General features: G+C 60.8%; 15 protein-coding genes and 1 pseudogene. 12 read left to right on the forward strand and 4 right to left on the reverse strand.

The window, feature by feature from the left end:
- Positions 1-2: 2 nt before the first annotated feature.
- Together ACR0AO_RS21000 and hisG are read left to right on the forward strand one after the other, a co-directional pair.
- The gene (locus ACR0AO_RS21000) at positions 3-1091 is read left to right on the forward strand and encodes an ATP phosphoribosyltransferase regulatory subunit (protein ID WP_480608102.1); all 1089 of its coding nucleotides are present in this window, start codon (positions 3-5) and stop codon (positions 1089-1091) included.
- Positions 1088-1777 carry an ATP phosphoribosyltransferase gene (gene hisG, locus ACR0AO_RS21005; protein WP_480608104.1) on the forward strand — a complete coding sequence of 230 codons (690 nt, stop codon included), beginning with the start codon at positions 1088-1090 and terminating at the stop codon, positions 1775-1777. Before ACR0AO_RS21000 ends, hisG begins: the two co-directional genes overlap by 4 nt.
- 9 nt (positions 1778-1786) lie before the next feature.
- On the opposite strand, the gene ACR0AO_RS21010 is transcribed toward hisG, so the two are convergent.
- Positions 1787-2218, reverse strand: coding sequence for a DUF1489 family protein (locus ACR0AO_RS21010; RefSeq protein ID WP_480608107.1), 432 nt, complete (start codon positions 2216-2218; stop codon positions 1787-1789).
- Between the two features lie 132 nt (positions 2219-2350).
- On the opposite strand from ACR0AO_RS21010, the gene ACR0AO_RS21015 reads away from it, so the two are divergent.
- The 8 genes and pseudogenes from ACR0AO_RS21015 to ACR0AO_RS21050 all read left to right on the forward strand — a co-directional run bounded on the left by ACR0AO_RS21015 (position 2351) and on the right by ACR0AO_RS21050 (position 9901).
- The gene (locus ACR0AO_RS21015) at positions 2351-4636 is read left to right on the forward strand and encodes an adenosylcobalamin-dependent ribonucleoside-diphosphate reductase (protein ID WP_480608110.1); all 2286 of its coding nucleotides are present in this window, start codon (positions 2351-2353) and stop codon (positions 4634-4636) included.
- A 124-nt stretch (positions 4637-4760) separates the two neighbouring features.
- Positions 4761-5384, forward strand: coding sequence for a glutathione S-transferase N-terminal domain-containing protein (locus tag ACR0AO_RS21020; RefSeq protein ID WP_480608113.1), 624 nt, complete (start codon positions 4761-4763; stop codon positions 5382-5384).
- A 178-nt stretch (positions 5385-5562) separates the two neighbouring features.
- Positions 5563-5703 (forward strand): annotated as a pseudogene (locus ACR0AO_RS21025) (integrase); the annotation flags it as partial.
- Positions 5704-6200: 497 nt separating this feature from the next.
- Positions 6201-6923, forward strand: coding sequence for a competence/damage-inducible protein A (locus ACR0AO_RS21030; protein ID WP_480608115.1), 723 nt, complete (start codon positions 6201-6203; stop codon positions 6921-6923).
- Positions 6920-7630, forward strand: a complete 711-nt coding sequence (locus tag ACR0AO_RS21035) for a GNAT family N-acetyltransferase (protein WP_480608116.1) — start codon at positions 6920-6922, stop codon at positions 7628-7630. Before ACR0AO_RS21030 ends, ACR0AO_RS21035 begins: the two co-directional genes overlap by 4 nt.
- Before the next feature lie 16 nt (positions 7631-7646).
- The gene (locus tag ACR0AO_RS21040; RefSeq protein ID WP_480608119.1) at positions 7647-8222 is read left to right on the forward strand and encodes a peroxidase-related enzyme; all 576 of its coding nucleotides are present in this window, start codon (positions 7647-7649) and stop codon (positions 8220-8222) included.
- Complete coding sequence (locus ACR0AO_RS21045) at positions 8219-9124, forward strand: OmpA family protein (RefSeq protein ID WP_480608122.1); 906 nt, start codon at positions 8219-8221, stop codon at positions 9122-9124. Before ACR0AO_RS21040 ends, ACR0AO_RS21045 begins: the two co-directional genes overlap by 4 nt.
- Before the next feature lie 63 nt (positions 9125-9187).
- Entirely contained in the window at positions 9188-9901 is a 714-nt protein-coding gene (locus tag ACR0AO_RS21050) for an SDR family NAD(P)-dependent oxidoreductase (protein WP_480608125.1), read from the forward strand.
- 221 nt (positions 9902-10122) lie between these two features.
- Here ACR0AO_RS21050 and ACR0AO_RS21055 read toward each other — a convergent pair whose 3' ends face one another.
- On the reverse strand, positions 10123-11028 hold the full coding sequence (locus ACR0AO_RS21055; RefSeq protein WP_480608128.1) for a LysR family transcriptional regulator: 906 nt from the start codon (positions 11026-11028) through the stop codon (positions 10123-10125).
- 233 nt (positions 11029-11261) lie between these two features.
- Here ACR0AO_RS21055 and ACR0AO_RS21060 point away from each other — a divergent pair, with 233 nt between their 5' ends.
- Both ACR0AO_RS21060 and ACR0AO_RS21065 read left to right on the forward strand, forming a co-directional pair.
- Entirely contained in the window at positions 11262-11702 is a 441-nt protein-coding gene (locus tag ACR0AO_RS21060; RefSeq protein ID WP_480608131.1) for a DUF4399 domain-containing protein, read from the forward strand.
- Between the two features lie 220 nt (positions 11703-11922).
- A complete protein-coding gene (locus tag ACR0AO_RS21065) occupies positions 11923-12906 on the forward strand; it encodes a hypothetical protein (RefSeq protein WP_480608135.1) in 984 nt (327 codons plus the stop codon).
- A 79-nt stretch (positions 12907-12985) separates the two neighbouring features.
- On the opposite strand, the gene ACR0AO_RS21070 is transcribed toward ACR0AO_RS21065, so the two are convergent.
- Positions 12986-13600 (reverse strand): hypothetical protein, encoded by a 615-nt coding sequence (locus ACR0AO_RS21070; protein ID WP_480608138.1) that lies wholly within the window; start codon positions 13598-13600, stop codon positions 12986-12988.
- Between the two features lie 71 nt (positions 13601-13671).
- On the reverse strand, positions 13672-15699 hold the full coding sequence (locus ACR0AO_RS21075; RefSeq protein WP_480608141.1) for an FAD-dependent oxidoreductase: 2028 nt from the start codon (positions 15697-15699) through the stop codon (positions 13672-13674).
- Between the last annotated feature and the right edge of the window lie 94 nt (positions 15700-15793).

Genomic DNA, 15793 nt, shown 5'->3' on the forward strand with positions numbered 1-15793 from the left:
CCATGCCCAATCGTTCCCAGATTCAGGCCCGCGCCGCGATGATGCGTGTCCGGTTCGAGGCCGCGGGCGGACAAGTTGTGGACCCGCCCCTGCTGCAACCGGCGGGCACACTGCTGGACCTCTATGGTGAAGACATCCGCGCCCGTGCCTATGTCACATCTGACGCGCTGCGGGGCGAACAGATGCTGCGCCCCGATTTCACTGTTCCGGTGGTGCAGATGCACATGAATGACGGGGCAGAACCGGCCCGCTATACATATTCGGGCGAAGTGTTTCGGCGTCAGGAACTCGACCCGGACCGGGCCAATGAATACGTGCAGGTGGGCTATGAGGTGTTCGACCGCGAAGACCCGGCTGCGGCGGATGCCGAGGTTTTCTCGCTTTTCGCCCTGCAACTGCGTGGGCTGCCCTTGCGGGCGGCCACCGGCGATATCGGCATCCTGATTGCGGCCGTTCAGGGATTGAACACCACTGAGCGTCGCAAAGCCGCGCTGATGCGCCACCTGTGGCGTCCACGGCGGTTCCGGGCGTTGCTAGATCGCTTTTCGGGGCGCGCACCCGAACCGGCAAGCCGCAAGGCGCTGCTGGTCGCCGAGAACCCGATGGCATGCGACGCTCCGGTGATCGGTAAACGCAGCCCGGTGGAAGTCATGGAACGGATCGAAGCCCTGCGCGCCGATGCCGCCGAAGGGCCGATTTCGGATCACGAGATCGCCGGCCTCGAAACCCTGATGGCGGTGCGCGAGACGATGCCATTCGCGCTCGAACGTTTGCGGGACGTGGCGGTGGACCTGCCTCGGATCACCCCGGCGCTGGACCGGCTGGAAACCCGCATCGCGGCGCTGGCGGCGCGCGGCGTCGATGTGGCCAGGCTGGATTTCGAAGCCGCCTATGGACGGACCTCGATGGAATATTACGATGGCTTCGTCTTTGGCTTTTATGCCGAAGGCCGCCCCGATCTGCCGCCGGTCGCCACCGGCGGGCGTTATGACGCGCTGACGCGTCATCTGGGCAATGGTCAGGAAATCCCTGCTGTCGGCGGCGTGCTGCGCCCCGACCTGATGCTGGAGATCGAGGAGGCCGCAGAATGAACGTGAAACTGGGTGTCCCCTCCAAAGGCCGGCTCATGGACAAGACCTTCGCCTGGTTCGAAAAGCGGGGCGTCACGCTTAGCCGTGCCGGGGCCGACCGTGAATATGCCGGTCGCGTGGACGGCATTGACGGGGTGTCTCTGGTGCTGCTTTCCGCCGGTGAAATTCCCCGCGAACTGGCGGCGGGGCGGATTCACCTCGGCGTGACCGGAACCGACCTGATCCATGAAAAACTGCCGCGATGGGAGCAGCAGTTGGAACAGATGGCGGCGCTGGGCTTTGGTCAGGCCGACCTGGTCGTGGCTGTCCCGGCCTGCTGGGTTGACGTGGACACGCTGGATGATCTGGACGCGGCGGCCTCGGCCTTTCGCAGCAACCACGGCCACCGCTTGCGGGTCGCCACCAAATACCACCGCCTCGTGCGCGAGTTCCTGAACGGGGCCGGTGTCGCGGATTATACGCTGGTCGACAGCCAGGGCGCGACCGAAGGTACCGTCAAGAACGAAACCGCCGAGGCGATTGCGGATATCACGTCAAGCGGCGAAACCCTGCGCGCCAACCACCTGAAAATCCTGTCGGACGGTCTGGTGCTGAGGTCGCAGGCCACCCTGTGGCGCAGCCGGGTAGCGGCCTGTGACGACAATCAGAAACGGACGCTGAAGACCCTGATCGAAAGGCTACGCTGACCGCGCGGCCTAAAGCACGCCGATTTCGGCCAGCGCCCGGTTCAACTCCTCCGGCAGCGCATCATCCTGCATCCGCCCTTTGGGCAGGTCGGGCGGTGTGTCTTCGGGTTTCAGATAGCGCCAGCCCTGAAACGGGCGTTTCTGCGCGCTCTGGGTGCGGTGAAGTTCCGGCTCCAGCACGATGGCACAGCGGCGGATGCCGTCCTCGCGTATCACCTCGTCCAGCCGCAGAATACGCTGGCGGCACTGCACCAGCCCCTTGATCACCCAATAGATCGAGCCGCCGTTCAGAATCTCGACCTCGCGCTTGGGCCACATGCGGGTGACGTGGCGCGGCAGGCCGTCGCTGGTTTGGGCGGCGCGCGTGTGCTGCCACTCGGCCAGCGTATTGACGCTTTCCGAACCGACTGACAGTTTGATCAGGTTCACATACTTATCCACAGTTTTCCCACAGAGTCGCCCCACGACCTTTCCTGATATTGTAGAGCAACGACGGCAGCCATCAAGTTGTTGTGGCGTTCCGCAACTCATTTGGTCTATCTTGTATTCCACTTTGCTAAACAGGAATCGCCAATGAGCCGCTTTGCCGCCCCCATCGCCGAGCAGATCTGGGACATGAAGTACCGCTTCAAAAAGGCCGACGGCGCGCCCGTCGACCAGACGGTCGAGGACACCTGGCGGCGTATCGCCCGCGATCTGGCGAAGATCGAGGGGGACTCTGCGCATTGGGGGCAGAAGTTTTACGAAGCGTTGGAGGATTTCAAATACCTTCCCGCCGGGCGCATCACCGCAGGCGCGGGCACGGCGCGGCAGGTGACCCTGTTCAACTGTTTTGTCATGGGCACGGTGCCCGACAGCATGGCCGGTATCTTCGACATGCTGAAAGAGGCTGCATTGACGATGCAACAGGGTGGCGGCATCGGTTACGATTTCTCGACCATCCGTCCGCGCGGCGCGGATGTACATGGCGTTGCGGCGGATGCCTCGGGGCCGCTGTCGTTCATGGATGTGTGGGATGCAATGTGCCGCACCATCATGTCCGCAGGCTCGCGCCGCGGTGCGATGATGGCGACCATGCGCTGCGATCATCCAGATATCGATCAGTTCATCACCGCAAAATCCGATCCTGCCCGCCTGCGGATGTTCAACATGTCAGTGCTGGTGACGGACGCCTTCATGGAGGCGGTCAAAGCCGACGGCCCGTGGGAACTGGTGTTTGGTGACAAGATCTATCACACCGTTCAGGCGCGTGATCTGTGGAACAAGATCATGCAGGCCACCTATGACTATGCCGAGCCGGGCGTGATATTTATCGACCGGATCAATCAGGCCAACAACCTGAGCTATGTCGAGACCATCGCGGCGACCAACCCCTGTGGCGAACAACCCCTGCCACCCTATGGCGCGTGCCTGCTGGGTTCGATTAATCTGGCGCGTCTGGTGGCCGAGCCATTCGAACCGGGCGCGCATCTGGACGGGACCGCGCTGCAGGACCTGGTCGCCACCGCCGTGCGCATGATGGACAATGTGGTTGACGCGTCAAAATTCCCGCTGCCGGAACAGGCGGCCGAGGCGCAGGCCAAGCGCCGCATCGGGCTGGGCGTCACCGGTCTGGCCGATGCGCTGCTGATGCTGGGCTTGCGCTATGGCTCGGACGAGGCGGCGCGTCAAACCGAGAAATGGTTGCACGCGATCGCCCGCGCTGCCTATCTCGCGTCGGTGGACTTGGCCAAGGAAAAAGGGGCGTTCCCCCTGTTTGATGCCGACGCCTATCTGTCCAGCGGCACCATGCAGCGGATGGACGAAGATGTGCGCGATGCCATCCGGGAACATGGCATCCGCAACGCGTTGTTGACCTCGATCGCCCCGACAGGGACGATTTCCCTTTACGCGGGCAACGTGTCTTCCGGTATCGAGCCGGTCTTTGCCTATGCTTATACGCGCAAGGTGCTACAGAAGGATGGTTCTCGTACCGAGGAAGAGGTCGTGGATTACGCCGTGCAGCTGTGGCGCGACAAATTCGGCGACAAGGCGCTGCCGGATTATTTCGTCAACGCGCAAACCCTGTCGCCCTCGGATCACGTCAGGATGCAGGCGGCGGCGCAGAAATGGATCGACAGCTCGATTTCCAAGACCATCAACTGCCCCGAGGATATTAGCTTTGACGCCTTCAAGGATGTTTACATGCAGGCTTGGGATCAGGGCTGCAAAGGGTGCACCACCTATCGACCCAATGAAGTGACCGGCTCGGTCCTGACCGTCTCGGAAAGCGCCGACAAGGCACCCGGCGAAAGCGCCGGCGCCCCGCATGAAGTCGAGGGCGGTGACGTCATTTACATGTCCGAGCCGCTGGACCGCCCACAGGCGCTGGAAGGCAATACCTACAAGTTGAAATGGCCAGACAGCGAGCATGCGATCTATCTGACCATCAACGACATCATCATCGGTGGCCGCCGCCGTCCGTTCGAGGTGTTTATCAACTCGAAGAACATGGAGCACTACGCCTGGACGCTGGCGCTGACACGGATGATCTCGGCGGTGTTCAGGCGCGGCGGCGACGTGTCATTCGTGGTCGAGGAACTGAAGGCCGTGTTCGACCCGCGCGGCGGGGCCTGGATTAAGGGCAAATACATCCCTTCGATTCTTGCCGCGATTGGTGGCGTGATCGAACAGCACATGGTCGCCATCGGTTTCCTGGAGGGTGAGGGGATGGGACTGAAATCCGACCCCCAGGCACAGGTGGTCAATGCCGGAGAGCCGCGCGGCAAGGCCTGCCCAAACTGCGGCCAATACGACATGCAGATGATCGAGGGTTGCATGACTTGCCGCAGCTGCGGCTATTCCAAGTGTGATGGATGAATAGCAACTGTATTTCTCAGGCGGTCTGAGGGGACCAATCGGATCAGGCTAGCCAGTTCACCATTGTGGCCAGTTGATTGCGCCGGCCTTTGGCTTGGTGCTCAAAAACAATAGGGGGGTCACGATGGAACTGATTTACGTAGATGGTTCGCCATTTGCACGAGTGGTCAGAATTTTGGTTCATGAGTGGCGGCTTGCAATTGAGTTCACTGAAGTACCCTTTCCTTTGCCACCTGAAATAGATGCATTAACGCCCATGGGGCAGGTGCCACTCTTGACTCGCGAAGGCCAGCCTCCTTTGTTTCCAACGCTCAATATAATTGAGCATCTGGCCAGTCTTGCCGCCGAAGTTGTCCCGTTTCCCTATAACGATCAAACACGTGAGAATCTGGTGATTGCTCTTTCTGCCGGCGACGTATTGGCTCAGGCAGCATATCAGCAATGGGCTGGACTTGGCCAATTTTCCGAAAACGGATTGGGTTTTGAACCGGGTGCGCGAAACTTGGATAGATTCATTCGAACGATACATTGGTTGTCCGAACAAACTGAAATCGAAGAGATTGCCAGTATGGTCGCCGCCGTTTTTCTGTACTGGGCGCGTGATCGCGAGGTCGCCGGGCTAAAATTGGCTGATGCGCGCTTTGATCGTTTTGAATCGTTGTTTTCGCGCCCCAGTTTCCAATTGACTAAACCCCGGCCGCACATGCTTGCAGCTGCCGATCAGCCACCAGATGGTCTCATTGAGTGAAAAACTGTCGATAGTTCATCTGACCAAGCGTCTGCTTTGGGGCTCAGACCTGCCCAATGCATCTGCGGCGTTTCCCAAAGAACAGGCAACCGGACAACGGCCATTCAAACCGCGGTAAGATTCAGGTGCCAGCGCGGTGCCGATGTCTGGGCCTTGCGGGCGGATTGGAGGGCATACCATGCCAAGAGAACAACTTCCCGCCGTCACCCCGAAACGAAGAGCCTGGAGAAAGGGCCGGATCATCGGCCAGAAACGGCCACCGTTGCCGAAACAGGTCTGGGCAATCCGCGCGAGGCTCGAACTGGCAGGAAACCCGCGATGACCGATGTCCCAAGGTCTTCCTCTCAGCCATAGCTCGCGCGGCAATTGTCATCTACCGGTTGTGAATCCTGACCCTAGTTTTGAGCCTCTGCCCGACTAAGTTTTTTGAAGACACAAAACTGCTACCACTGACGTCGATATTTGAGAGTAGGGCGTCTCAGTACACGGTGTTGGAAGCCTGCTCAGGTGACGAAGTACGAGAGAAATTCTCAGCACATTTCGATCACCCGCGCCTGGGCGCGGATCATCCGTTTCTCGTCTTTAGACCAATTCCGCCGCCTGCGCCGCTTTGCCACCTTCAACCCCGATAGTGTCCACTTACTCGCCAATGGACACTATCCCTCACTAACGGCGGCCGTCAGTGCAGGCAGACCGGGCGGTTACCCGAAAAACGTTTGTTGCGTCAGAACAGCCGGGCGGGGACAACAGGGGTTTGAAAGCGCAAGGGTCCGGGCCTATACCTGCGCTAGAGGTCGTTCAAGAGGAGAGGGTGCCATGGCCAACCCAACCGCCGCAATGCTCGTGATCGGGGATGAAATTCTGTCGGGCCGCACCCGCGATGCCAACATGCATTTTCTGGCGGGCGAACTGACCAAGCACGGCATCGACCTGAAAGAGGTGCGCGTTGTCAGTGACGATCCGGAAGCCATCGAAACCGCGGCCAAAGAGCTTTCGGACCGGTTCGACCATGTCTTCACCAGTGGCGGCATCGGCCCGACCCATGACGACATCACCGCCGATTGCATCGCCCGCGCCTTCGGTGTCGGCATCGACGTGCGCGACGACGCCCGCGCGCTGCTCGAGGCGCATTACGAAAAGACAGGGCTGGAACTCAACGCCGCCCGCATGCGCATGGCCCGCATTCCGGATACGGCGGAACTGATCGGCAATCCGGTCTCGACCGCGCCGGGCTTTACCCTGGGCAATGTGCATGTAATGGCAGGTGTGCCGCTTGTGTTCCAGGCTATGGTGGCAAGCATCCTGCCGACACTGACCGGCGGCGCGCCGCTGTTGTCGCAGACCCTGCGCGTGGACCGGGGCGAAGGCGATATTGCCGAAACGCTGTCGCGGCTGGCCGACGGGTTCGGCGATCTGACCATCGGCTGTTATCCATTTCAGGTGAACGGTGCCTTCGGCGCCAATGTGGTGATCCGGGGTACCGACGGCGCACGCGTCGACGCCGCCATGACCCGTCTGGCGAAGGAGCTTGAGCTTTGAGCACCGACTGGGCAGAGGTCGTCGACGGCACCTGGCCAGCTGCCCGCTTCATGCGGTCGGGGCCGTTCATGTTGCGGCAAGGGCAGGGGGGCGGCTCGCGCGTGTCGGCGGCCAGCCGCATCGGCGAGGTCGCTGCGGCAGATATCGACGCCGCCGAGGCGGACATGCAGGCGATGGGGCAAAAGCGCCTGTTCTGCCTGCGTCCGGTTGACGAGGCGCTGGATGCGCAACTTGCCGCCCGCGGCTATGAAAAATTTGATGCGGTCAACCTCTATGCCTGCCCCGTCGCGCATCTCACCGACATCCCCATCCCCCGCGTCACCGTCTTTACCTTATGGGAGCCGCTGGCGATCATGCGCGAGATCTGGGCGCAGGCTGGTATCGGCCCGGAACGGCTCGCCGTGATGGACCGCGCCGGGGGGCCAAAGACCGGCCTGCTGATGCGCCACCGCGACAAACCCGGCGGCACCGGTTTTGTTGCCATTCACGACGGCGTTGCCATGGTGCACGCTCTGGAGATCCTGCCGCATCAACGGCGTCAGGGTCTGGGACAGTGGGCTGTGCGCGGCGCGGCTTTTTGGGCGCTGGACAATGGGGCCGAGACGCTTAGCGTGATCTGCACCAAGGCGAACAAGGCGGCCAATGGCCTCTATCGCTCTCTCGGCATGGATCTTGCGGGAGAGTATCACTATCGCCAGCTTGTCTGAGGGGAGAAAGACAGTCGTGACCGATCACACCACCCAGCCCACCGCGCTCGACCTGCCGATGGTGGACCCGCTGCCGCCCGAGACGCAGAAGTACTTCGACATCTGTGTCGAGAAACTGGGCATGGTGCCCAACGTTCTCAAAGCGAACGCTTTCGATGTCGACAAGCTGAACGCGTTCACGGCGATGTATAACGACCTGATGCTGGCCGATAGCGGCCTGTCCAAGCTGGAACGCGAGATGATTGCGGTGGTCGTGTCGTCCATCAACAAGTGCTTTTACTGCCTGGTGGCCCACGGCGCCGCGGTGCGTCAGTTGTCGGGCAATCCGCAACTGGGTGAAATGCTGGTGATGAACTATCGCGTCGCTCCGCTGGACATCCGTCAGCGCGCCATGCTGGATTTTGCCGCCAAAATGACCATCTCCAGCGCCGAGATCGAGGAACCCGACCGTCAACGCCTGCGCGACACCGGTTTCACCGACCGCGACATCTGGGATATCGCCAACGTGACCGGCTTTTTCAACATGTCCAACCGCGTCGCCAGCGCCACCGCGATGGTGCCCAATGACGAGTATCACGCACAGTTCAGATGATCCGCTGCCTTGTCGCCTTCTGCTTTGCTCTGATGGCCGCCCCGGCGGCGGCGCAGGAACTGACGCTGCCCAGCGGTGCGCGACAGCTGACCGAACGGATCAGCGCGCTGGACAGCTATGAACTGCCGGTTGGGGTCTTTTCCGGTGACGCCGTTCCCTCGCGCATGATCGAAGGTCGCGTCGAGCGCCGGACATGGCGGGTGCGCTCCGGTTCCCGGACCACGTTGCAGATCCTCGCGCCGATGCGGGATCAGATCACGGCACAGGGTTTTGAGATCCTGCTGGATTGCGACGCAGCGCAATGCGGCGGTTTCGACTTCCGTTTCGGCACCGAGGTGGTGCCGAATCCGGATATGTATGTGGCATTGCGCGACTATCGCTTCGTCTCGGCGGTACGTGGCGACGAGGCGCTGAGCCTGCTGGTCAGTCGCAATCCGCCGGACGCCTATCTGCAGGTGATCAGCGTTGGGCCCGCTGATGTTCAGGCCGAAACACCCTTTGTCGTCTACGAAACCGAAGATGGCTCTCAGGGGGTGCTGGCGGACCTGCGCCTGAATGGCCGCGCCATCCTCGAAGATCTGGATTTCCAAACCGGTGCCGATGCGCTGGGGCCGGGACCGTTCGCGTCGCTGAAAACGCTCGCGGAGTTGCTGGCCGAAAACCCCAAACTGCGCCTTGCGCTGGTCGGTCACACTGACGATGTCGGAACGTTGGAAGGCAACACCGCCCTCAGCAAACGCCGCGCCCAGTCGGTTCTTGACCATTTGGTGGCGGAACACGGCGTCGATGCCGAACGGCTCGAGGCCGAGGGCGTCGGTTATCTGGCGCCGCTGACCTCGAACCAGACGCCCGAGGGTCGCGATCGCAACCGGCGGGTCGAGGCGGTCTTGCTGGGCGGCTGACCGCTGGCATTTGCTTTGCGGGGCCCTAAGCTTCCTGTCATGCTGACCGCAGGAGAACAGATCATGCCCAACGTTTCCACCAACAAGCCCGCCGCGCTGATCATCGGGGCCGGTGCCGGATTGTCGGCCTCTTTCGCCCGCGAATTGGCTGGGGCCGGATATGCGGTGCATCTGGCGGCCCGGAATACCTCCGATCTTGCGGAACTGGCCGCCGAAACCGGTGCCGAGACCCACGCGCTCAATGGCACCGATGCCGACGGCATGGCCGCGCTTGTCGCGTCTCTGCCGGGCGAATTGCGCGTCGCCTGCTACAATCCTTCTGCCCGCCAGCGCGGCCCGATTACCGACCTGGACCCCGAAACCGTGCGCAAAGCAGTCGAAGTTACGGCCTATGGCGCGTTTCTGCTGGGGCAATGCGCGGCCAGGCGCATGCTGGCGCAGGAACCGTCACAGGGCCGTCGGGGCACCATTCTGTTCACCGGCGCGTCGGCGGGGGTCAAGGGCTTTCCCCTGTCGGCACCCTTTGCCATGGGCAAGTTCGCGCAGCGGGGCCTGGCGCAATCCATGGCGCGCGAATTGCACCCCAAGGGTATCCACGTGGTCTGGATCAATATCGACGGCGCGATTCGCAGTGCCACGCGAACCGAACCGGCGGATGCCCCCGACAGCATGCTGAACCCCGATGCCATCGCGCGCGAATACATGCACCTGATTGCCCAGGACCGCTCCGCATGGTCGAACGAGCTGGATATCCGGCCCTGGCTCGAAAACTTCTAATTCGTGGGCCGCAATCCCAGCTTGCGCATGTTGCTCGGCGCCATGTGACAATGAACTTTGAAGCTGCGTGAAACCCTTCTTTGCGTCGCGAACCGGACCGCCAGCGCAACTTCTGTATCCGCCATGACACGGAAATGCCGGATCTGGTAACCCGGCACCGTTCTGCAAAAGAAAAACCCGCGCCACTGGCGCGGGCCGCCGTAGTACCGGGAGGGAGACACTTACCAGTCCATTGGACCTTTTTCGGCGAAGGCGTCGACGAGGAAGTCGATGAAGGCCCGCACTTTCGGCTGCGTGAACCGGCCGGGCGGGTAGACGGCATAAATCCCCTGCACCTCATCGGGCAGCGAGGGCATAGCATCCTCGACAAGCCCCTGTTTCAGCGCGTCCGAATACAGGTAGCTGGGCAGATATGCGATCCCCAGCCCCGAGATTGCGGCATTCAAAAGCGACTGACCGTCGTTCACACTTAGCCACCCAGCAGTGCGAACCTGCCGTTTTTCCCCCGACGGTGCGGTCAGTTTCCAGACATTGCCCGAAGACTGGCTGGAATAATGCAAGAGCTTGTGCTCGTTCAATTCGTCGATCTTGGCCGGCCGGCCATATTGTCTGATATATTTCGGCGACGCGATCATGCGCTTGGTCGTCTCGGTCAGCTTGCGCGCGCGCAGCGTGCTGTCCTCCAGTTCACCGATTCGTACCGCAACGTCGAACCCTTCCGAGATAAGTTCAACGTAACGGTTGTTCAGAACCATGTTGACGGTGATGTCCGGAAAGCTGGCCAGAAAGCTCGACAGAACCGGCGAAAGGTGATTGACGCCGAAATCCGTGGCCACACTGATCCGCAGCAGGCCCGAGGGCGCCGACTGCATCGAGGTAACAAGCGCGTCGGCCTCGCCCGCGTCGTTCAGCACCCGGCGCGCGCGGTCGTAATAGGCCAGCCCGATTTCCGTCGGCGATACCCGCCGCGTCGTCCGGTTCAGCAGCCGTGCCCCCAGCCGCGCCTCAAGGCTTGAGACATGCTTGGAAACCGCCGATTTGGAAATGCCCATCTTCTTGGCGGCGTCGGTAAACCCACCCTGATCCACCACATTTGCAAAGGCTTCCATTTCGGTGAGTCGATCCATACCGCTACCCTAAGTCATCGTTATTTCATTCCGTTGTGACACCAAATCTGGGCGAGAACTGGGCAAGGAAGGGATAATATCGCGAATTTGCCTCGTATCGTTGTGAAAGTGGAAACCCAGAATTCAATGCTTTGCGAGCGGATTCACGGAAATTTCAGACCGATTATGGCTGCTTTGCGGCTGAAACGGTCTACCTGGAATTCTGTTTTGAATTGCGTTCAGGGAGATGAAACATGAACTTTTTGGCGATATCCGTGGCGGCCGGTCTTACTGCGTCTTCAGTGCTTGCGGGTGGCGACACGCCATCAAATGCCGATGCGTCGGTCTATTTCATAAACCTGTCCGATGGCGATACGGTCACTTCTCCGGTGACGGTCATGTTCGGCCTGAAAGGCATGGGCGTAGCCCCGGCAGGGACCGAGGCCGACAATACCGGCCACCACCACCTGCTGATCGACCGCCCCCGATTCGGCGAAGGTGAGGACGGGGCCGAAGAACTGACCTATGGCATTCCGGCTGATGACAACCACCAGCATTTTGGTGGCGGTCAGACCGAAGTGACGATCGATCTGCCGCCGGGGGAGCACAGCCTGCAGCTGGTGCTGGGCGACCACTCCCACGTCCCCCACGCGACCCCCATTATGTCCGAGGTCATCTCCATCACCGTCAAGTAATGGGCAAGCCCGGCGCCAGGCTGAGCGTTTGGGCTTTTCGCAAAATTTCATCTGCACACGGGTCAGTGGGTGGGTGATGATACGCAGCGCAATGCGACGCCAGAAATTCGGGTGCCAAAATGATGTATCACGCACTCGAAAATTGACCGGACGTCAAACTCCTGAAAATGTGGAGTATAGCCAACGTCCACTGACGTATACTTTTGGGGGGAAGAACGAAATGGCGCTGAAACCTGATCCAAACCTGATGAAAGCGATCAAGATCGAGATCGAGAAACACATTAAAGATCATGCAATCGCCAGGACGGAAGGATCGGAGAGTGCGGATATTCACAAAAAGATAAGAGAGATAGAAAGCAATCTAAAATCTCTGGAAGCGCTTAACAAACAGCCGATGACAGTCGGAGCTGAGGCGATGAACAAAGGAGCGTCAGGTAAAGTCGCTCTTGCTGCAACAAGATTGCAAGGCATCCACATCAAGCCTGAAATAGAGGAAGCCAAGAAGCATCTCGAAGCCGAAAAGAATGCGCTGCTGAAAGAAATGGTGGCTGCCCAGGAAAGACACGCCAATTTTCTGAAGGAAAAACAAAAGGCTCTGACCGAAGGGATCAAGGCCGAACTTGGCGTATCGGACGTGAAGGTTCTGAAAAGCAAGGTTGCGACGCTGGAAAAGATCGTGAAAGCGCTGGTGACGGCTTCCAAGGCGGGCGTGAAGGGAGACGAGAGCGGCGGCGTCGCTGCAGCCGAGCTGCATGAGCTTCAGAACAAGTTCAAAGAGCAGGAGAAAAAGCTCGAAGAGTTCGCCAAGATGAAAGACGAGATGCTGAAAGAGGTGACGCAGATCGAAACCATTCGCAGCAAGGAGGGGATTAGAGAAGGCGAAAAGGTCGTCGTCGGCGAGCCCTTGGACCCGGCGAAGATGAAGGTTGTCGAATCGAATCTCAAGCGGCTGGAAAGTGAAAAGAAACTTCTTGAGGATTCGATCAAAGTCGTACAGTCCAAGCAGGAAAGCCGCAAGAAAGAGATCGAGGACGCCATCGCCGCAGCCGAAGCAAAGAGGGAGAAAGAGCGCGAAAAGCGCGAAATGCTTCTGGCCGAGAAAATGAAGAATGAGCAGGAAGCTATAATCAAAAAGGCGATGGAAACCCTGCTGGAAGCCCGCCTGACGGCCATCGAAGCGAGACTTTCGGCGCAGGGCGGTTAGCACCGTTCTCGCGACGGCTTGGGTGGCGCCTTATCTTAATCCTTGCGTTGACGCTCTTGCGATCCGCCTGCGCGCCGCCTTACGCCGCCCCGGCGGCCACCACCCGACCTAGAACGACCGGTGAGAAATGCGCCTTTCCGCCCGCGCCGAATACATGGCGCTGCAGCTTGGAAAACGCCTCCAGATAGTGGTTGTACGAGGTCAGATCGACCCCCGCGGGAACCGGCAGCATGTCGCCCAGTATTCCGGAATAGCCGCGCACGCTGATCTCCATCTGTGCCCGTGACAGGCCCAGCTGCGCCTCGGCGGCGATATTGGGCACCGAGACCTGCACATCGCTCTTGAATGTGGTCGCCTCGATCCTGAGTTGCACGGCCACGCCGATCTCGACCTTCTGGCCTTCGATCTCGCTGGTTGTGAACATTTTGGCCTCTTGCAGCACGCCCACCGAACTGCCCTCGGCTCCGCCCTTGAACAGACCCGAAAACCAGTTCAGCTTGCCGCTCGCCTCGCGCACATAAGCGACCGAGCTGACAAAGTGCTGATCCAGCGCCACCGCCTGATCGGCAGCGCCCGCCATCGGCGTCTCAAGGCCTTCTTCTTCCCCGCGCCTGAGGTCCAACACGCGAAAACGGTGTTTTGCAAGAGTATCATCACTGTCCAGCAGGGGGACATAAGTCAAAGCATCGGCCATGTCATTCAATCCCAATCAGATGCAATAGAATGACGTCAGCATACCACTTATACGCGATCTCCCCAAACCGCTCAAAGCGATGCGGCCAGCCGGGTGCCCTGATCGATGGCGCGCTTGGCGTCCAGTTCCGCCGCCACGTCGGCCCCGCCGATCACATGCGGGGTCACACCCCGTTCGACCAGCGCATCCGCCAGAGACCGCTCCGACACCTGGCCTGCGCACAGAACGATGGTATCGGCCGCGATTACCGTCGGATTGTCGCGCGCCTCGCCAAAGCTCACATGCAGCCCGTCGTCGTCAATGCGCTCGTAGTTCACGCCGCCGACGAAGTTGACCCCCTTCCGCCTGAGCGTCGTCCGGTGAATCCAGCCCGTCGTCTTGCCCAGATCCTTGCCATGCGCCTGCGTCTTGCGCTGCAACAGGGTGACGTCGCGGGCGGGCGCGGCGGGCTGCGGCCCTTCCGGCGCCAGGCCCGATCGGTGTTCCGCCGGGTCGGCAACGCCCCATTCCTTCATCCATAGCGGCAGGTCGGTGGAGGGGCTGTGGCCCTCTTCCAGAAGGAATTCCGAAACGTCGAACCCGATGCCTCCGGCCCCGATGACGGCGACGGAGTTGCCCACCTCAGCCTTGCCGCGCAGCACGTCGATATAGCTCAGAACGTTGTCCCGATCCTGCCCCGGTATCTGCGGATCGCGCGGAGTCACACCGGTGGCGATCACCACCTCGTCAAAGCCGGTCAGATCCTCTACACCGACCTCTTGGCCCAGTTCGAGCGCGACGCCCAGATCGGTCATCATGGTGCGGTACCAGTCGACCAGCCCCCGGAACTCCTCTTTCCCCGGCACCTGTTTGGCCATGTTGAGCTGCCCGCCAATCTCATCGGCCTTGTCGAACAGGGTCACGCGGTGCCCGCGCTGGGCGGCGGTCATGGCAGTGGACAACCCGGCCGGACCTGCGCCGACGATGGCCACGGTTTTTGGCGTCTCAGCCATGCCGACCACCAGCTCGGTCTCATGACAGGCGCGCGGGTTGATCAGGCATGAGGTCAGCTTGCCGCCAAAGGTATGATCCAGGCAGGCCTGATTGCAGGCGATGCAGGGGGCGATCCTGCCGGCCTGACCGGCCATCGCCTTGGCCACAAAATCCGCATCCGCCAGCATCGGCCGCGCCAGCGAGACCATATCAGCGCAGCCCTCTGCCAGCACCTTTTCGGCCACCTCGGGTGTGTTGATCCGGTTCGAGGTGATCACCGGGACCCGCACCTTGCCCATCAACTTTTTGGTCACCCAGGAAAAGGCCGCGCGCGGGACGCTGGTGGCGATGGTCGGAATCCGCGCCTCGTGCCAGCCAATGCCGGTGTTGAGAATCGTGGCTCCGGCCTGCTCGATCCGCTGCGCCAGTTCCACCACTTCGTCATGAGTCGAACCATTGGGGACAAGATCGATCATCGACAGCCGGTAGATGATAATGAAATCGGTGCCCACCGCCTCGCGCACCCGCCGCACCACCTCGATCGGCAGGCGCATCCGGTTCTCATAGGACCCGCCCCAACGGTCGGTGCGCTTGTTGGTGTGGGTTACAAGGAACTGGTTGAGGAAATACCCCTCGGATCCCATAATCTCGACCCCGTCATAACCGGCCTCCCGCGCCAGTCGAGCGGCGTTCACGATGTCGCCAATCTGTTTTTCGATACCCGCTTCGTCCAGCTCATTCGGAGGAAAGGGCGAAATCGGTGATTTCACCGGGCTAGGGGCCACGCATTTCGGGCCATAGGCATAGCGCCCAGCGTGCAGAATCTGCATCGCGATCTTGCCGCCGGCCTGATGGACGCGGTCGGTTACGATGGAATGGTTCGCCACGTCCTTGTCGGTGGTCATCATTGCCGCGCCCGGCAGCACTGACCCTTCAAGGTTCGGCCCGATCCCGCCGGTCACCATCAACGCCACACCACCCCGGGCGCGCGCCGCATAGAATTCGGCCACCCGGTTCCAGTCGCCGGTTTCCTCAAGGCCGGTGTGCATTGAGCCCATAAGCACGCGGTTCTTCAGCGTGGTAAAGCCCAGATCCAGCGGCGCCAGCAGGTTTGGGTACGCAGTCATCGCGAAACTCTCCCTCGAATTTGGCCCTGACCATTGCCGCCGGTCGCATCCGTGTCACCCGATACGCTGCGTCACCCCCTTCTCTGCCGCGACG

The sequence above is a fragment of the Ruegeria sp. AF8 genome (assembly GCF_056541825.1).